Raw genomic sequence first — 17,551 nt, forward strand, 5'->3', positions numbered from 1 at the left:
ACACGTGGCGCGCCCCATGGCCGCCGCCTCGGGTCGGTGCTGTCGCCGCGGGGTGGCAGGCTGGTGCCGTGCGGTACAGCGAGTTCTGGGGACTGGTCGACGAGGTGCTCGGCCGTGCCCACGGCCGGGTCCTGGCCACGTCGCTGCGCCTCGGCTCGCTCGAGGACCGCACCGCCGAGGCGGCCCTCGCGGACAACGTCGACCCGCGCGACGTGTGGCACGCCCTCTGCGACGAGCTCGAGATCCCCGACTCCCGACGTTGGGGCGCCAACCCGCGCCGCACGGCCCCGCCGCGGCGCGCACGGGCGTGAGCGCCGGCCCGCCGCCCGTGGCACGGCGGCGATGGCCCACCCGGGCCGACCTCGCGGAGGCCGGCTGGTCCCTCGTCGCGACGACGCTCGGGCTGTCCGTGGCGATCGGCGTCGTCGGCGGTGTCACCGTGCGCACCTGGTGGCCGGTGCTCCTGGCCGGTGCGATCGTCGCGGCCGGCGCGCTCCTGCTCGCCCCCGGGCTGCGGCTCGTCGCGCGGCTCGGCGGTGCCGGCGGCGCGCTCGTGGCCGGCCTGGCGGGCCAGCTGCTCGTCGCCTGGGCGGCGCTGCGGTTCCTGCCCGGCGTCGAGCTGAGCACCCCCTGGGCGGTCGTCTGGGTGCTCGTCGTCGCCGGGGTCGTCATGGCCGTCGGGCGGTGGGTCTGGGCGGCGCCGGGCAACGGCTACGTCGTCGAGGCCACGCTGCGCCGCGCGCGGCGCCGGGCGCTGGCGGAGGGCCGGGACGCGGGCGCGCCCGGCCGGCCCCCGGGCGTGCTCGTCGTGCAGCTCGACGGGGTGTCGGCGCCCGTCCTCGACCTGGCGCGGGCCGCCGGGCTCGTCCCGACGATGGACCGCTGGCTGACGAGCGGGTCCCACACGGTCGAGCCCTGGTGGGCGCGGGTGCCCGCGACGACGCCGGCGAGCCAGGCCGGGCTCCTGCACGGCGACTCCTCGCGCGTGCCGGCGTTCCGATGGTGGGACCGTGACCTCGCGCGGATCGTCGTCGCCAACCGGCCGGCCGATGCGGCGCTCATCGAGGAGCGCACGACGACCGGTGACGGGCTCCTGTCCGGCGGCGGCGTCGCGGTGGGCACGATGCTCTCGGGCGACGCGAGCACCGCCTACCTCGTCATGAGCCGGGGTCCGCGCCGGGGGGTCGGGCCGGGCGCCGGGTACCTGAGGTTCTTCGCGGACCCCTTCGTGCTGGTCAGGGCGCTGACCGTCACGATCGGCGAGATGGTCAAGGAGCTGTACCAGGCGCGGCGGCAGCGTGAGCACGGCGTGACGCCGCGCATCCGCCGCGGCGGCTGGTACGTCCCGCTGCGCGCGCTGACCAACGTCCTCCTGCGCGACCTGTCGACGTCGATCGTCGCGGCGTCGCTCGAGCAGGGGGCGCCGGTGGTCTTCGTCGCGCTCGTCGACTACGACGAGATCGCGCACCACGCCGGGCCGACCCGGCCGGAGTCGCTGCGCGCGCTCGAGGGGCTCGACGGTGTGCTCGGCACGCTGGAGCGCGTGCTGCCGTGGGCACCGCGCGAGTACGAGGTCGTCGTCCTCTCCGACCACGGCCAGACCCTGGGCGCACCGTTCTCGCAGGTGGCGGGTGCGAGCCTGCTCGACGTCGTCCGCGACCTCATGGCGGCGCCAGACGCCGCAGGCCTCGCGAGCGGTGGCGGGGAGGACTTCGGACAGCTGGACGCGCTGCTCACAAGCCTCTTCGGCCGGTCGTCGGCGAGGCTCCGGCGGGCGGGCACCGGCCGGGCGGAGCGAGGCCGTGACGACCGGGCGCACGACGAACGGGCGGCCGAGTCCGACGGCCCGCCGGAGGTCGTCGTCGCCGCCTCGGGGAACCTGGCGCTGGTCTGGTTCCCGCGGCTGGCGCGCCGGCCGGTGCTCGAGGACCTCCAGGCGCTGTACCCGGGGCTCGTCGCGGGGCTCGCCGCGACGCCGGGCGTCGGCCTCGTCGTCCTCGACACCGCCGACCGCGGTCTCGTCGTCGTCGGCCCGCGCGGCGTGCGGACGCTGGAGCGCGACGAGCCCGTGGAGGGCGACGACCCCCTCGCCGGCCACGGGCCGCGGGCGGCGGCGGACCTCGCCCGCGCCGCGCGCCTGCCCGACGCGGGGGACCTGCTGGTGGTCTCCGCGGTGACACCGGAGGGGCAGGTGCACGCCTTCGAGGGGCAGGTCGGCTCGCACGGCGGCCTGGGCGGCGACCAGAGCTGGGCGTTCCTGCTGCACCCGTCCGCCTGGCAGGTGCCCGACGACGCGCGCGAACCCGTCGCCGGCCGGCCCCTGCTGGTGGGCGCCGAGGCGGTGCACGAGTGCCTGCTGGCCTGGCTGCGTGCCGCGGAGCTCCGGGCCGAGGGCGCGGCGGGCGCCGCGCAGACGCACGGCGAGCAGGCGCCGGGGCAACCGACGCGGCACGACCGGGCGCAGGACGAGGGCACGCCGGACCGCTCCCGGCGGCCTGGCGACAGCCGTGACAGGGCGCCGTCACCATGACCGACGGACGCGTGACGTGGCTCGGGCACGCGAGCGTGGTCCTCGACGTGGCCGGTGCCCGGCTGCTCACCGACCCGCTGCTGCGCGAGCACGCCGGGCTGCTGCGGCGCCGGGGCGCGGCGCCGGACCCGCGGTCCTGGCGCGACCCGGACGCGGTGCTGATCTCCCACCTGCACTACGACCATGCGGAGATCGGCTCGCTCGAGCTGCTCGGGAGCACGCCCGTGGTCGCGGCACCGGCGAACGCGCACTGGCTGCGCGGGCACGGCATCCCGGGTGGCGTCGCGCTGCCGGAAGGCACCTGGTGGACCGTGCCGACCGCCCGTCACACGCGCGCGGTGCAGGTGCGGGCGATCCCGGCGGTGCACGGCGACCGGCCGATGCGGCGCCGTCCGAACGCCGCCTGCGGCTTCGTCGTGCGCGCCGGCGACCTGCGGATCTGGTTCGCCGGCGACACCGGCCCCCACCCCGCGATGGCCGCCGTCCCCGACCTGCTGGACGGGCGGGTGGACCTCGCGCTGGTGCCGGTCGGCGGGTGGGGCCCCCGGCTGTCCGGTGGGCACCTCGACCCGGTGGAGGCCGCGCGGGCGTGCCACCTCGTCGGTGCGCGCGCGGCGATCCCGGTGCACTGGGGCACCCTGCACGCGCCGGTGTCGCGGCGCCTGCCGCCGGGCTGGATGGACCGGGCGGGTCCGGCCTTCCTGCACGCCGCCCGGCACGAGGCCCCGGGGTGCGAGGTCGTCCTGCTGGCGCCGGGGGAGTCGGCCGTCGTCTCGTCGGCGGCCTGAACCGGGACGCGACACGCCCGGCACGAAGCGTGCGTCGAACACGTGTTCGGCCTACTGTGGCCCGCGGGCGACCAACCGCCCACAGCCCGTCCCGGGAGCGCCACGGCGCACCCGCCGCGGGAGGCGAGCGGTCGTGTCGGTGGTCGGACATACGGTCGCCCACGACGAGAAGACCAGCCCCAGCCGGCGCAGCGCGCACGCTGCTCGAGACGAACGAGGGAACCATGCCCGCAGCACCCCAGGATCGCGCGAAGGCCCTCGAGGCCGCGTTGAGCCAGATCGACCGTCAGTTCGGCAAGGGCTCGATCATGCGCCTCGGCGACGAGGGGCGTGCCCCCGTCGAGGTCATCCCCACCGGGTCGATCGCCCTCGACGTCGCGCTCGGCATCGGAGGCCTGCCGCGCGGCCGCGTCATCGAGATCTACGGGCCGGAGTCGAGCGGCAAGACGACGGTCGCGCTCCACGCGGTGGCCAACGCCCAGCGCGCCGGTGGCATCGCGGCGTTCATCGATGCCGAGCACGCCCTGGACCCCGAGTACGCCAAGAAGCTCGGCGTCGACACCGACGCGCTGCTGGTGTCCCAGCCGGACACCGGCGAGCAGGCGCTCGAGATCATGGACATGCTCATCCGGTCCGGCGCGATCGACATCGTCGTCGTCGACTCGGTGGCCGCCCTGGTGCCGAAGGCGGAGATCGAGGGCGAGATGGGGGACAACCACGTCGGGCTGCAGGCCCGCCTCATGTCCCAGGCGCTCCGCAAGATCACCGGCGCGCTCAACTCCTCGGGCACCACCGCCATCTTCATCAACCAGCTCCGGGAGAAGATCGGCGTGTTCTTCGGCTCGCCGGAGACGACCACCGGCGGCAAGGCGCTGAAGTTCTACGCGTCGGTGCGCCTCGACATCCGCCGCATCGAGACCCTCAAGGAGGGCCAGGAGGCGGTCGGCAACCGTACGCGGGTCAAGGTCGTGAAGAACAAGATGGCGCCGCCCTTCAAGCAGGCGGAGTTCGACATCCTGTACGGCGTCGGCATCTCGCGTGAGGGCAGCCTCATCGACATGGGCGTCGAGCACGGGTTCATCCGCAAGTCCGGGGCGTGGTTCACGTACGAGGGCGACCAGCTCGGCCAGGGCAAGGAGAACGCCCGGTCGTTCCTGCGGGACAACCCCGACCTGGCCGACGAGCTGGACAAGAAGATCAAGGAGAAACTCGGCATCGGCGCGAAGGTCGACAGGCCGGCCGACGACGCGCCGGTCAACTTCTGATCCGTGCCCGGCCGTGACGCAGCCGCCGGGGGTGGCGTGTCGGTGAGGACAGCGAGGAGGACGGGGTGAGCGGCGCCGGTCAGGGGCGGCTCCGCTCACCCGCCTCCGAACCGCCGCCCACCGGTCCGGCCGCGATCGACCCCGAGCCGGACGCGGAGGAGGTCGCACGGGCGATCCTGCTGCGCCTGCTCACGGGCGCGCCGCGCAGCCGCGCGCAGCTGGCGGAGGCGCTGGCGACGCGCGACGTGCCCGAGGCGGTGGCGACCCGCCTGCTGGACCGGTTCACCGACGTCGGACTCATCGACGACGCGGCGTACGCCGAGATGCTCGTGCGAACCCGGCACGCGGAGCGCGGCCTGTCCCGGCGCGCCCTGGCGGTCGAGCTGCGACGCCGCGGCGTGGACGACGCGACCGCCGCCGAGGCGCTGGAGCAGGTGGGGGACGACGCCGAGGTCGAGGCGGCCCGCCGGCTCGTGGAGCGGAAGCTGGCGTCCACCCGTGGGCTCGACGCGGCGACGCGGCAGCGCCGCACCCTGGCCGCGCTCGGACGCCGGGGGTACGCGCCGGGGCTCGTCGCCCGCCTGGTCCGAGAGACGCTGGGCCGAGAGGGTGAACCGGACGACGCCGAGGTCGTCGGCGTCGGGTGGGACGACCGCTCGGACGAGTGAACCCGTGCGCCGGAAAGGTGCGGGAGGTGCCGTCACGGGCGTGGCACCCCGTCGGCATCCCCGGGAGGGCCACAATGGGCGGAGGTCTGCCCGGCCGGGCGTCTGGAGGTGTTGATGAACTGGGCGCCCGTGCTCACGATCGTCGGGCTGCTCGGCGCCTGCCTGGTCGCGCTCGTGCTGGTCCAGCTCGCTCGTCGCGAGGCCGAGGCGGTGCGCCGCCGGGCCACCGAGGACGTCGCCACCATCAAGGAGGAGACGCGCACCAAGCTGGCCGACGCCGAGCGCCGCGAGCAGCGGCTCGAGGAGCGGGAGCAGGTGCTGGCCCAGGACCGCGGCGAGCTCGAGTCGCTGGAGCGCCGGACGCGCGAGCGCGTCGACGCGCTCGTCGCCGCGGAACGGAGCGCCGGGCGGGTCGTCGCCGATGCGGAGCGCTCGGCGGCCCGGACGCTGGCCGAGGCGGAGGCGAAGGCCCGGGCCGAGCTCGAGTCGGTAGCCGGCCTGTCGGCGGAGGAGGCGCGAGCCCAGCTCGTCGAGCGGATGACCGCGGAGGCGCGCAACGACGCCGCGGCGCAGGTGCGCCGTGCGGACGCCCAGGCCCGCCGCACGGCCGAGGCCCGGGCGCGTCGCATCGTGGCCACCGCGGTGCAGCGGCTCGCGGTGCCGACCAGCAGCCAGTCGGCCATCACCGTGGTCCCGCTGCCGTCGGAGGAGATGAAGGGCCGGATCATCGGCAAGGAGGGGCGCAACATCCGCTCCTTCGAGTCCCTGACCGGCGTCAACGTCCTCGTGGACGAGACGCCGGACGCGGTGGTGCTCTCGTGCTTCGACCCCGAGCGGCGGGAGGCGGCGCAGGTCGCCCTCGAGGCGCTCATGGCGGACGGCCGCATCCAGCCGCAGCGCATCGAGGCGGCCTACAAGGAGGCGCTGGCCGCCGTCGAGGAGCGCACGGAGGCCGCCGGCGGCGATGCCGCCGAGCGGGCCGGCGTGCGGGGACTGCACCCCGACCTCGTCCACACGCTCGGACGGCTGCGGCTGCGGACGTCGTACGGGCAGAACGTGCTGGAGCACCTCGTCGAGACCTCGCTCGTCGCCGGCGCGATCGCGGCGGAGATCGGCGCCGACGTGGACGTGACGAAGCGCGGGGCGCTGCTGCACGACATCGGCAAGGCGCTGACCGCCGAGCAGCAGGGGACGCATGCCGCGCTGGGTGCCGAGCTGGCGCGCCGGTGCGGGGAGTCGGCCGCGGTGGTCAACGCGATCGCCTCCCACCACGACGAGGTGCCCGCCGAGACGGTCGAGGCGGTGCTGGTCCAGGCGTCCGACGCGATCTCCGCCGCGCGTCCCGGCGCCCGTCGCGAAGAGCTCGACCAGTACGTCGAGCGCATCGACAAGCTCGAGGCGCTCGTCGCCGAGCACCCGGGCGTGCGGCGGGCGCTGGCGATGTCGGCCGGGCACGAGGTGCGGGTGGTCGTCGAGCCGAACGAGGTCGACGACGCCGCGCTGCCCGGCCTGGCGACGGCGATCGCGCGGCACATCGAGCAGGACCTCACGTACCCGGGCGAGATCAAGGTGACCGTGGTGCGCGAGCTGCGGGCGAGCGCCACCGCCGGCTGAGACGCGCCACTGCCGCCGCCCACGGGCGGAGCCGGCGGCGGGGACGCGCGGGGCGCAACGTACGCTTGACGGCGATGTCCGCACAGCCGACCGCGCCGCTCGTCGTCCCCGCCGCTCCCGGGCCGGACGGCGGGGGCCCACGCACCTACCTGGTCAAGACGCTCGGCTGCCAGATGAACGTCCACGACTCCGAGCACATGGCCGGGCTGCTCGACGCGGCCGGCTACGTCGCGGCGGGGCCCGACGAGGTGGTGGCGGAGGACGCCGACGTCATCGTCATCAACACGTGCGCCGTGCGGGAGAACGCCGCCGAGCGCCTGTACGGGACGCTCGGGCGCCTGGCGGCCGCGAAGCGTGCCCGGCCCGGCCTGCAGATCGCCGTGGGCGGCTGCCTGGCGCAGAAGGACCGCGCGGGCATCGTCGAGAAGGCGCCGTGGGTCGACGTGGTCTTCGGCACGCACAACCTCGACGTGCTGCCCGTGCTGCTCGAGCGCGCCCGCCACAACGCCCGTGCCCAGGTGGAGATCGCTGAGTCGCTGCAGGTGTTCCCCTCGACGCTGCCGACGCACCGAGAGTCGGTCTACGCCGGCTGGGTGTCCATCAGCGTGGGCTGCAACAACACGTGCACGTTCTGCATCGTCCCGTCGCTGCGGGGCAAGGAGCGGGACCGCCGGCCGGGGGAGATCCTCGCCGAGGTCGAGGCCCTCGTGGCCACGGGTGCCATCGAGGTCACCCTGCTCGGTCAGAACGTCAACTCCTACGGCGTCGAGTTCGGTGACCGCGGGGCCTTCGCCAGCCTGCTGCGGGCGGTCGGGGCGATCGACGGCCTCGAGCGCGTGAGGTTCACCAGCCCGCACCCCGCCGCGTTCACCGACGACGTCATCGCCGCGATGGCGCAGAACCCGGCCGTCATGCCGGCGCTGCACATGCCGCTGCAGTCGGGCTCGGACCGGGTGCTGCGGGCGATGCGCCGCTCGTACCGCAGCGAGAGGTTCCTCGGCATCCTCGACCGCGTGCGCGCCGCGATGCCGGACGCGGCGATCACCACCGACGTCATCGTCGGCTTCCCCGGCGAGACCGAGGAGGACTTCGCGGACACGCTGCGGGTCGTCGAGCAGTCGCGGTTCGCCAGCGCCTTCACGTTCCAGTACTCGCCGCGCCCGGGCACGCCGGCGGCCACGCTGGCGGACCGGGTGCCGAAGGCGGTGGTCCAGGAGCGCTACGAGCGCCTGATCGAGCTGCAGGAGCGGATCTCGCTCGAGGAGAACCGGGCGCAGGTGGGCCGCACCGTCGAGGTGCTGGTCGCCGAGGGCGAGGGGCGCAAGGACGGCGCCACCGCCCGCCTGTCCGGACGGGCGGCCGACAACCGCCTGGTCCACTTCGCGGTCCCGGCCGGCGCGGCACCCGACGAGCTGCCGCGGCCCGGTGACCTCGTCCGGGTCGACGTCACGCACGCCGCGCCGCACTTCCTCGTCGCCGACGGGGCGACCGGCGGCGGCTCCTTCGTCGTCCGCCGCACCCGCGCCGGCGACGCGTGGGCGGCACGCGGGCACGACGAGCACACGCACGACCACGGCGGCCCGGCCGCCGGTCCGGTCGCTCTCGGGATCCCGGCGGTCGGCGCGCCGACCCGCTGAGGCCTTCGGCGAGCACGGCGGCCGGACCCCAGCCCGGCAGTCCGGACAGCCGGGATCGACACCGGCTGCCGTGTGCGCGGGAGCGTGGGCGCGGGTCTTCGGTCCCGTCGGGCAGGGTCGGAGGCTGGTCGCCGACCTGGACGGCGTGGCGGGCGGGCCCTTCGGCCCCCGGGGCGGCGGCGCGCCGGTGCTGTCATGGCGGCACAGATCCGCGCCGCCCCTCCGTGGAGCATCGATGCCCCAGGTGCTGTCGTTCCTCGCCGGCCAGCCCGTCCTGCTGCTGTTCGTCGTCGTCGGGCTCGGCTCGGCGGTGGGTCGGCTCACGGTCAAGGGCGTCGGCCTGGGCGCCGCCGGCGTGCTCTTCCTCGCGATCGCCCTCTCGGCGTGGGCGGCGCGCTACGGCATCAACCTGCAGATCACCGAGGCGCTCGGCACGCTCGGGCTGACGCTGTTCACGTTCACGGTCGGCATCGTCTCGGGCGCGACGTTCTTCGCGTCGCTACGCCGCAGCCTGGGCCCGATCCTGGCGATGGTGGGCGTGGTCGTCGTCGGCGCGCTCGTCGCGGTGGGCCTCGGGCACGTGCTGCGGCTCGACGCCCCGACCGTCGCGGGCGCGTTCGCCGGCGCCCTGACGAACACCCCGGCGCTGGCCGCCGCCCAGCAGGCCGCCGGCGACCCGACGACGCCGACCGTCGGCTACGCCGTGACGTACCTCTTCGGTGTCGTCGGCATGCTCGCGACGGTCCAGCTGGCGCTCCGCCACCGTGCCCAGGACGCCGACACGCCGCCGCCGCTCGTCAACCGCACGATCCGGGTGGAGGTCGACTCGGCGCCCAGCGTGCGCGAGCTCGAGGAGCTGCACGGGCAGCGCATCACGTTCTCCCGCGTGCGGCACGGCGAGACCTCGCCCATCCTCACGGCGGACGACCGGGACACCCTCCTGCCCGACGACCTCGTCCTCGTCATCGGCCCCGCGAACGAGGTCGAGGAGGTCACGCGCGAGCTCGGGCACGCCTCGTCGCACCACCTCGACCTGGACCGCGCCTACCTCGACATGCGCCGCGTCACGGTCTCGTCGCCCCGGGTCGCGGGCAAGACGATCGGGGAGCTCGGCCTGGCGCAGCGGTTCGGGGCCACGGCGAGCCGCGTCCGCCGCGGCGACGTGGACGTGGTCGCGTCCGACGACGTGATGCTCCAGCTCGGCGACCGCGTCCGCGTCATCGCGCCGCGCGGCCGGATGACCGAGGTGTCGGGGTTCTTCGGCGACTCGGCGCGCGGCATGTCGGACATCACGCCGATCGTGCTCGGGGTCGGCATGACGCTGGGGATCCTGCTCGGCGTCGTGGCGTTCCCGGTCCCCGGGCGGGTGTTCTCCATCGGCTCGGCGGCGGGCACGCTCGTGCTGGGCCTCGTCCTCGGCCGCATCGGCCGCGTCGGGTCGGTCGTCACCGCGATGCCCTTCACGGCGGCACAGGCGATCTCCGAGCTCGGGCTGCTGATCTTCCTGGCGCAGGCGGGTTCGCGCGCCGGCTCGCAGATCGGCGTCGCGTTCGCCTCCGGGGAGTGGCTGCGGATCCTCGTGCTCGGCGTCGTCGTCACCACGGTGGTGGCGATCGGCCTCTACCAGGTGATGCGGCGGGTGTTCGGCATGGGGGGCACGCAGCTGTCCGGCGTCATCGGCGGCACGCAGACGCAGCCGGCGGTGCTCGCCTTCGCCAACGGCCGCACCGGGCACGACTCGCGCGTCGCCCTCGGGTACGCGCTCGTGTACCCGGCCGCCATGATCGTCAAGATCCTGCTGGGGCAGGTCCTCGGCGGCCTGTGACCTCAGTTGTCCGGCACGTCCGGCTGCTCGGGCTCGTCGACCGCCGGCAGGGTCGACTCGAACGACAGGAACATCTGCACGCCGGTGCCCAGCCCGCACGAGAGGATCTGCGCCAGCTGCGCGTCGTTTGCGCCGGCCTCGAGGTCGGCGGACGTCTCGGCGTACACGGCGAGCATGCCCTCCTCCTCGCGCAGGTACGCCTTCGGCCAGATCCGCTCCCGGTTCCAGTCGTTGATCACCAGGGCGATCGACGCGCGGGCGTCCAGCGGCAGGGTGCGGTGCCAGCGCCCGCGGACCTGCACGATCTCCTGCCCGTCGCCCAGCAGCAGGAACCAGAACCGGTTGCCGTCCCACGTGCCGGTCAGGTCGCCGTCGTCATCGACCACGAACCGGTAGCTGCGCCGGCGCAGGTAGTCCGCCACGCGCGCGCGGGTGACGGGCGCCGGCGGCTCGTCGTCCACGCGCGGAGCCTTGGCCGCGTTGGGGAGCCCGGACAGCGCCCGGAGCAGCCATCCCGGTGTGCTCATGGCGCGATCCCGACGGGGTCGGGGTACCGCTCGTCGAGCGCGTCGAAGAACATGCTGCCGGTCGACAGGCCGCAGAACAGCGCCTGGTGGAGCTGGGCGTCGGTCGCGCCGTGCTCCAGGTCGAGGGCCACCTCGGAGACGACGTGGACGCGGCCGTTGTCGCGCACCCGGACGTAGGCCTTGGGCCAGATCCGCTCGGCGTTCCACTCGTTGCAGACGTCGAGGATCTCGCTCATCCGCTCGATCGTCACCTCGCGCTGCCACTGGCCGCGGACCTGCAGGATCTCGGCGTGCTCCCCGAAGAGGAAGAAGTAGAACAGGCGGCCGCGCCACATCCCGCCCAGGTCGCCGTCGCTGTCGACGAAGTAGCTGAACCCGTTGTTGCTCATCCACGTGGCGAGGCGGGCCGGGGTCACCGCGACGGGGACGTCCTCGGCGGGCTCGACGACCCCGAGCTCGCGCGCCAGGAGGGCGGCCACGGAGTCGTGGAGGTCGGGGTCATCCTCGGCCGCAGGCTCGGCGGACCGCCCGATGCGGCGGAACCACTCTCGCGCCCGGTCGGCGAACGACGCCATGGTCCGAGACTACCTACCGATCCCGCGGGGGTGGTCCTCGGTTCGCCCGCAGCGCACCGGTGGGTGGCTCCCACGCCGGTCCCCGGGCCGTAGCCTGCAGGCATGCTCGTCGCCGCGGCGCTGATCCCGGACACCGCGCTGCTCGTGCCGGGTGCGGGCGGCGTGGCCGACCGCGGCGCGACGCTGCGCGCGGCAGCCCTGACGGCCCTCCGCGACGTCACCCGGCACGAGGGCAGGGTCGTGGTCGTCGCGCCGGGCCGGTCGGACCGGCGGCTCGGACCGTGGGCACGCGCCTCGCTCGGCGCCGCGGGCGTGCCCGACGAGCTCGTGGGCTGGCCGCCGCCCGCTCTCGAGCGGCCCGCTCCGACCATGACGGGGCCCGTCGCGGGGATCTCGGCCTCGGCCGCGCTCCTCCTGCTGGCGCACGATGGGGTCGCGGCCGCCGACGTGGTCGAGGTGGGCCCGGCCGAGGCGAGGCCGGGTCGCGGCGGCGAGCTGCGCGATCTCGGCCGCGAGCTGGCCGACGAGGGCCCGACGACGATGGTCGTGGTCGGCTCCGCCTCCGGCCGCCACGGCCCGGACGCCCCGCTGGCCGACGACGAGCGGGCGCCGGCGTACGACGAGCAGGTCGTGGCCGACCTCGCCGACGCCGGGCCGGCCGCCCGGGCGCGCCTGGGGTCCCTCGACCGGGTGCTCGCCGGTGAGCTCGCGGTCACCGGGTGGGGGCCCTGGCAGGTGCTGCTCGGCGCACTCGGGGCGGACGAGGTCGTGGCGCGGCGGGTGCACCGGGAGGTGCTCGCGGGTGCGACCCACGCGGTGCTCACCTGGGTGGCGGCCGGATGAGCGGCCAGTCCTCGTCGACCGCGCTCGTCGTGGCCGTCGTCGGGCCCACCGCGACGGGCAAGTCGGACCTCGGCATCGAGCTGGCGCTCGCCCTGGGCGGCGAGGTGGTCAACACCGACGCGATGCAGCTCTACCGGGGGATGGACGTCGGCACGGCCAAGGTGCCGGTGGCGGAACGGCGCGGCGTGCCCCACCACCTGCTCGACGTGCTCGACCCGCTCGAGGACGCCACCGTGGCCGACTACCAGGACTGGGGCCGCGCCGCGCTCGCGGACCTCGTCACGCGCGGCCGCGTGCCGGTCGCCGTCGGGGGATCGGGCCTCTACGTCCGCGCCCTGCTCGACCACCTGGACTTCCCGGGCACCGACCCGGCGCTGCGCGCCGCGCTGGAGGCCCGTGCCGACGCCGAGGGGCCGCGGGCGCTGCACGGCGAGCTGGCCGCCCGCGACCCTGTCGCCGCCGAGCGGATCGGACCCCACAACGCCCGCCGCATCGTCCGCGCGCTCGAGGTGATCGCCCTCACCGGCCGGCCCTACTCGTCGGCCTTGCCGGAGCACGTCTACGAGGTGCCGGCGATCCAGATCGGCCTCGACTGCGACCGCGCGGTGCTCGACGAGCGGGTCGCCGGGCGGGTGGCGCGGATGTGGGCGGGCGGGCTGGTCGACGAGGTCGACCGGCTGCTCGCTGCCGGCGGCCTGGGGCGGACCGCCGCGCGCGCCGTGGGCTACGCGCAGGTGCTCGCGCTGCGCGCCGGTCGGCTGTCGGAGCGGCAGGCGTACGACGAGACGGTCGTGGCCACCCGGCGCCTCGCCCGCCGGCAGATGGGCTGGTTCGGTCGCGACCCGCGGGTGCACTGGCTCGACGCCCAGGACCCGGACCTCGTCGCCCACGCCCGCGACCTCGTCGAGCGCGCTCGGGCGGGTGCCCTGGCGGACCCGGGGAGTGCGCCGACCAGCCGTAGGCTCGGCACGTGAACCCGCCGCTGCACGCCGTCAAGGGCCATGGCACGAAGAACGACTTCGTGCTCCTCGACGGCCGCGACGGCCTGGCACTGACGCCGGACCTGGCCCGGGCCCTGGCGGACCGCCGGGGCGGCATCGGCGGCGACGGCGTGATCCGGCTGGTCGCCTCGTCGCGGCTGGACGACGGCGCCGCCGTCCTGGCGGAGGATCCCGCCGCGACGTGGTTCATGGACTACCGCAACGCCGACGGCTCGCTCGCCCAGATGTGCGGCAACGGCGTGCGGGTGTTCGCCGCGTGGCTGGAGCGCCTGGGTCTGTGGGACCCGGCGGCCGAGCTCGCCGTCGGGACGCGCGCCGGGGTCAAGCGGGTACGGCGTGAGGCGGGGCCGGACGACGAGCCCTGGTACGCGGTCGACATGGGGCGGTGGTTCCTGCCGGGCGGGGACGCCGCCGGGGCGGCCGGCGGCGACGTCGAGGTGACCGTGCGGGGCCTGCCCGTGGCGCGGCCCGCCCTGCGGGTCGACGTCGGGAACCCGCACGCCGTGCTGGCGGTCGCGTCGGGCGACGAGCTCGCCGGGGCCGACCTCACCGCGGCGCCCGTCGTGACGCCGGCCAACCCCGAGGGCCAGAACGTCGAGCTCGTCCTGCCGCTGGGGGAGCGCGAGGAGGGCGGCCGGCGCATCGGGGTCGTCGCGATGCGCGTGTTCGAGCGGGGCGTGGGGGAGACGCAGTCGTGCGGCACCGGGGCCGTTGCCGCGGCGCTGGCCGTGCGTGCGTGGGCCGGGGAGGGGGCCCCCGACGTGTGGCGGGTCCAGGTGCCGGGCGGCGTGCTGCGCGTCACGGTCCTGCCCGACGGCCACGTCGAGCTGGCCGGCCCCGCGGTGCTCGTCGCCGACGTCGCCGTGGACTGGCTGGCCCTCGCCTGATGAGCGCGCAGCCGTCGGTGGTGGCGGTCACCGTCGAGCACCGCGAAGGATGGCATCGGCTGTTCGCGGATTACTGCATGGGGGGCGGCGGTGAAGCCGGGCCCGAGCACCTCGCCACCGTCTGGGGTTGGCTGATGTCGCCCGCGGCTCAGACCCGTGGCCTCGTCGCGCTCGCGGACGGCCTACCGGCGGGTCTCGCGAACTATCGGGTGTTCGAGCGGCCCATCACGGGGACGACTGGCGTGTGGATCGACGACCTGTTCGTCGATCGGGCGTACCGCCGTCGCGGGCTCGCGCGCGCCCTGGTCGAGGGGGTGCGGCTCGTCGCGCGCGAGGAGGGGCACGACGTGGTCCGCTGGACGACGAGGCGTTCGAACACCGACGCCCGGCGGCTCTACGACCGCATCGCCACCGAAGCGCCGGTCGTGGTGTACAACGCGACACCCGGATCAGCCCAGCGCGTCGGCCGGATCGACCCGACGGAGCCCTGCGACCACTCCGAAGTCCCGATCGGGTGAGACGACGGCGTCGAAGCCCGCGAGCAGTGCGGTCGCCGCGTGGACGGCGTCGCGTCCGCCGATCGATGTCGTCGCGGTGAGGTCGAGCGCCTTGGCCAGGACCTCGGCGTCGAAGGGGTGGAGCGTGCAGGCGCGCGCGACGGCGCGGCCCTCCGCCACCGCGTCGACGCGGTCGGTGCGCCGCATCCGATGGAACACCAGCTCCTGGACCAGCTCCACACTCGCGTGGAGCTCGACGTCACCGTGCTGCGCCGCTGCGATGAGCTCGCGACAGGCGCCGCGTTGCGGGTACTCGTCTCCTATCGCGTAGACCCACACGGCGGTGTCGAGGAACAGCGACGTCATCCGAGCCGCGCCTCGATCTCGGCGTCGAGCGCCTTCTTGGTGTCCGACCAGTCTGGGCCGTCTCCCGCGGGCCGAGCCAGCAGCCACTCGATGGCCGCGGCTCGCTGCGCGGCGATGTCCGCGACCGCGAAGTGGTCGTCGATGGCTCCGCGGACGATCGCGCCGACCGAGCGCCCCGTCCGCCTCGACTCCGTCTCCAGCAAGGCGAACCTTTGCTCGTCGACGAGCACCTGAAGCCTCCGTTCGAGGGCGGACATGCACATACCGTAGCATGTGCATACATGCTCAGGTCGGTAGCAGAAGACCGGCACGCAGCACGCGGAACCCCTTCGCGCTCGCGGCACGCTCGACGGCCACGCCCATCTTGTCGGCCAGCCAGTGCTGCAGCGGGTCGGCGCCCAGGTTGCGCCCGACGACCAGCCACGCCTCGCCGTCCGGCGACAGGCTCGGCAGCCAGCGGCGCAGCAGGTCGTGCAGCGCGTCCTTGCCGACCCGGATCGGCGGGTTGGACCAGATCGCGACGAAGCGGACCTCGTCCGGGACCTCGTCGGGCAGCACGGCCCGGACGTTCGCCAGGCCGAGTCGCACCGCGTTGACCCGCACCAGGTCGAGTGCGCGCTCGTTGACGTCGACGGCCCACACGCGAGCGGACGGCGACAGCAGCGCCATCGTCAGGGCGAGCGGACCCCAGCCGCAGCCGAGGTCGAGCAGGTCGCCCGACGAGGGCGGGTCGGGCACCTCGCGCAGCAGCACGCGCGTGCCGAGGTCGACGTGGTCGGGGGAGAAGACGCCGCCGGCGGTCTGCACCGTGACCACCCGGCCGGCCAGCTCGACGGTGATCGTCCGCCGCTCGTCGGGCGCCGCGGGCTGGGCGGTGAAGTAGTGGTCGGGCGCGGTCACGGCCCGAGGGTAGCCCGGGCGCGGCGCTCGGCCGGTGGCGAAATGCGTCGCCGACCCACCCGGGGCGTGCGAACCTAGAGGCAGAGAACGACGAGAGGAACCGCGTGAACGACCCCCAGCGCACCGACGGCCGCACGGCGCAGGAGGTGGCTGACGACGTCGTCGCGCGGGTCCTGGCACGGGCCGGGCGCTACGACGGCACGGCGCTGCAGTCCACCGCCGACGAGCACACCCGGTACGACGGCGACCAGATCGACCTGGAGGCGCGCACCTCGCTGCGCCGGGTGGCGGGCCTGTCGACCGAGCTGCAGGACGTCACCGAGGTCGAGTACCGGCAGCTGCGCCTCGAGCGCGTCGTGCTCGTCGGGATCACCGGCGAGGGCACGAACGAGGACGCCGAGATCTCCCTGCGCGAGCTGGCCGCCCTGGCCGAGACGGCGGGCTCCGTCGTGCTCGACGGGCTGCTGCAGCGGCGGCGGGTGCCGGACACCTCGACCTACCTCGGGTCCGGCAAGGCCGGCGAGCTGGCGCTGCTCGTCCGGTCGGCGGGCGCCGACACGGTCGTCGTCGACGGCGAGCTGGCCCCCTCGCAGCGGCGCGCGCTCGAGGACGTCGTCAAGGTCAAGGTGATCGACCGCACCGCGCTGATCCTCGACATCTTCGCCCAGCACGCGAAGTCCAAGGAGGGCAAGGCGCAGGTCGAGCTGGCGCAGCTGGAGTACCTGCTCCCCAGGCTCCGTGGCTGGGGCGAGTCGATGTCCCGGCAGGCCGGTGGCCAGGTCGGCGGCGCCGGGCAGGGCATGGGATCGCGCGGACCGGGCGAGACGAAGATCGAGCTGGACCGCCGCCGCATCCGCAACCGGATGGCCAGGCTGCGCCGCGAGATCAAGGAGATGGAACCCGCCCGTCTGACCAAGCGCGCGAGCCGCAAGCGCCACGCGATCCCGTCGGTCGCGATCGCGGGCTACACCAACGCGGGCAAGTCGTCCCTGCTCAACCGCCTGACGAACGCCGGCGTGCTCGTCGAGAACGCCCTGTTCGCCACCCTCGACCCGACGGTGCGCCGGGCCGAGACGGACGACGGCCGCGTCTACACGCTGGCGGACACCGTCGGTTTCGTCCGGGCCCTGCCGCACCAGCTCGTCGAGGCCTTCCGCTCCACTCTGGAGGAGGTCGCGGACGCGGACCTCATCCTGCACGTGGTCGATGCGGCGCACCCCGACCCCGAGGGCCAGATCGCCGCGGTCCGCGCGGTCTTCGCGGACATCCCCGGGGCGATGGACGTCCCCGAGATCGTCGTGCTGAACAAGGCCGACATCGCGGACCCCGACGTCGTGGCCCGGCTCCGGTCCCGCGAGGTGCACTCGGTGCTCGTCTCCGCCCACACGGGCGAGGGGGTCGACGAGCTGCGCGCGCTCATCGCCGACCAGCTGCCGCGCCCCGGCGTGCCCGTCGACGTCGTCGTGCCCTACCACCGTGGCGACCTGGTCAGCCGGGTGCACGAGCACGGTGACATCGACCACGAGGAGCACACCGAGCACGGCACGGCGCTGCGGGCGCGTGTCGACGCGCAGCTCGCCGCCGAGCTGCAGGCGGCCTCGGTCGCCTGAGCGGCCGGGCTCGGGTGG

At 75.1% G+C, this 17,551-nt stretch carries 18 protein-coding genes; 13 read left to right on the forward strand and 5 right to left on the reverse strand.

The features are described 5' to 3' along the window. The first annotated feature begins 68 nt into the window (after window positions 1-68). The 8 genes from BGO37_RS12195 (at window position 69) to BGO37_RS12230 (ending at window position 10,327) form a co-directional block, all read left to right on the forward strand. A complete protein-coding gene (locus BGO37_RS12195) occupies window positions 69-311 on the forward strand; it encodes a DUF3046 domain-containing protein (protein WP_291755261.1) in 243 nt (80 codons plus the stop codon). Next, complete coding sequence (locus BGO37_RS12200) at window positions 308-2,530, forward strand: alkaline phosphatase family protein (RefSeq protein WP_291755263.1); 2,223 nt, start codon at window positions 308-310, stop codon at window positions 2,528-2,530. The genes BGO37_RS12195 and BGO37_RS12200 overlap by 4 nt, the downstream gene beginning before the upstream one ends. After that, on the forward strand, window positions 2,527-3,318 hold the full coding sequence (locus BGO37_RS12205) for an MBL fold metallo-hydrolase (RefSeq protein WP_291755264.1): 792 nt from the start codon (window positions 2,527-2,529) through the stop codon (window positions 3,316-3,318). Before BGO37_RS12200 ends, BGO37_RS12205 begins: the two co-directional genes overlap by 4 nt. Window positions 3,319-3,542: 224 nt before the next feature. Then, window positions 3,543-4,583: a recombinase RecA gene (gene recA / locus BGO37_RS12210; RefSeq protein ID WP_291755265.1), complete on the forward strand. Its 1,041-nt coding sequence runs from the start codon at window positions 3,543-3,545 to the stop codon at window positions 4,581-4,583. A 65-nt stretch (window positions 4,584-4,648) separates the two neighbouring features. Beyond that, window positions 4,649-5,251, forward strand: a complete 603-nt coding sequence (locus tag BGO37_RS12215; RefSeq protein WP_291755266.1) for a regulatory protein RecX — start codon at window positions 4,649-4,651, stop codon at window positions 5,249-5,251. A gap of 114 nt (window positions 5,252-5,365) precedes the next feature. Continuing rightward, window positions 5,366-6,865: a ribonuclease Y gene (rny, locus tag BGO37_RS12220; RefSeq protein ID WP_291755267.1), complete on the forward strand. Its 1,500-nt coding sequence runs from the start codon at window positions 5,366-5,368 to the stop codon at window positions 6,863-6,865. A gap of 74 nt (window positions 6,866-6,939) precedes the next feature. After that, window positions 6,940-8,502 (forward strand): tRNA (N6-isopentenyl adenosine(37)-C2)-methylthiotransferase MiaB, encoded by a 1,563-nt coding sequence (gene miaB, locus BGO37_RS12225; RefSeq protein ID WP_291755268.1) that lies wholly within the window; start codon window positions 6,940-6,942, stop codon window positions 8,500-8,502. A gap of 235 nt (window positions 8,503-8,737) precedes the next feature. After that, a complete protein-coding gene (locus BGO37_RS12230; protein ID WP_291755269.1) occupies window positions 8,738-10,327 on the forward strand; it encodes an aspartate:alanine exchanger family transporter in 1,590 nt (529 codons plus the stop codon). Window positions 10,328-10,329: 2 nt separating this feature from the next. Here BGO37_RS12230 and BGO37_RS12235 read toward each other — a convergent pair whose 3' ends face one another. Both BGO37_RS12235 and BGO37_RS12240 read right to left on the reverse strand, forming a co-directional pair. Then, a complete protein-coding gene (locus tag BGO37_RS12235) occupies window positions 10,330-10,854 on the reverse strand; it encodes a YbjN domain-containing protein (RefSeq protein WP_291755271.1) in 525 nt (174 codons plus the stop codon). After that, window positions 10,851-11,429, reverse strand: a complete 579-nt coding sequence (locus BGO37_RS12240; protein ID WP_291755272.1) for a YbjN domain-containing protein — start codon at window positions 11,427-11,429, stop codon at window positions 10,851-10,853. Before BGO37_RS12240 ends, BGO37_RS12235 begins: the two co-directional genes overlap by 4 nt. 102 nt (window positions 11,430-11,531) lie before the next feature. On the opposite strand from BGO37_RS12240, the gene BGO37_RS12245 reads away from it, so the two are divergent. From BGO37_RS12245 to BGO37_RS12260, 4 genes are read left to right on the forward strand one after another with little or no spacing between them, the layout of a single operon-like run. Then, entirely contained in the window at window positions 11,532-12,272 is a 741-nt protein-coding gene (locus tag BGO37_RS12245) for a hypothetical protein (RefSeq protein ID WP_291755274.1), read from the forward strand. Then, window positions 12,269-13,246, forward strand: coding sequence for a tRNA (adenosine(37)-N6)-dimethylallyltransferase MiaA (gene miaA, locus BGO37_RS12250; protein WP_291755275.1), 978 nt, complete (start codon window positions 12,269-12,271; stop codon window positions 13,244-13,246). Before BGO37_RS12245 ends, miaA begins: the two co-directional genes overlap by 4 nt. Continuing rightward, on the forward strand, window positions 13,243-14,160 hold the full coding sequence (gene dapF, locus BGO37_RS12255) for a diaminopimelate epimerase (RefSeq protein ID WP_291755277.1): 918 nt from the start codon (window positions 13,243-13,245) through the stop codon (window positions 14,158-14,160). The genes miaA and dapF overlap by 4 nt, the downstream gene beginning before the upstream one ends. Further along, window positions 14,160-14,678 carry a GNAT family N-acetyltransferase gene (locus tag BGO37_RS12260; RefSeq protein WP_291755278.1) on the forward strand — a complete coding sequence of 173 codons (519 nt, stop codon included), beginning with the start codon at window positions 14,160-14,162 and terminating at the stop codon, window positions 14,676-14,678. The genes dapF and BGO37_RS12260 overlap by 1 nt, the downstream gene beginning before the upstream one ends. Here the strand turns inward: BGO37_RS12260 and BGO37_RS12265 are convergent. From BGO37_RS12265 to BGO37_RS12275, 3 genes are read right to left on the reverse strand one after another with little or no spacing between them, the layout of a single operon-like run. After that, window positions 14,610-15,023 carry a type II toxin-antitoxin system VapC family toxin gene (locus BGO37_RS12265; protein WP_291755279.1) on the reverse strand — a complete coding sequence of 138 codons (414 nt, stop codon included), beginning with the start codon at window positions 15,021-15,023 and terminating at the stop codon, window positions 14,610-14,612. The genes BGO37_RS12260 and BGO37_RS12265 overlap by 69 nt on opposite strands. Beyond that, window positions 15,020-15,280, reverse strand: a complete 261-nt coding sequence (locus tag BGO37_RS12270) for a hypothetical protein (protein WP_291755280.1) — start codon at window positions 15,278-15,280, stop codon at window positions 15,020-15,022. Before BGO37_RS12270 ends, BGO37_RS12265 begins: the two co-directional genes overlap by 4 nt. Window positions 15,281-15,308: 28 nt before the next feature. Beyond that, entirely contained in the window at window positions 15,309-15,923 is a 615-nt protein-coding gene (locus tag BGO37_RS12275) for a methyltransferase (RefSeq protein WP_291755283.1), read from the reverse strand. Between the two features lie 104 nt (window positions 15,924-16,027). On the opposite strand from BGO37_RS12275, the gene hflX reads away from it, so the two are divergent. Beyond that, the gene (gene hflX, locus BGO37_RS12280; RefSeq protein WP_291755284.1) at window positions 16,028-17,533 is read left to right on the forward strand and encodes a GTPase HflX; all 1,506 of its coding nucleotides are present in this window, start codon (window positions 16,028-16,030) and stop codon (window positions 17,531-17,533) included. Window positions 17,534-17,551: the final 18 nt, after the last annotated feature.

The organism is Cellulomonas sp. 73-92, from assembly GCF_001898175.1.
Lineage (GTDB): Bacteria > Actinomycetota > Actinomycetes > Actinomycetales > Cellulomonadaceae > Cellulomonas.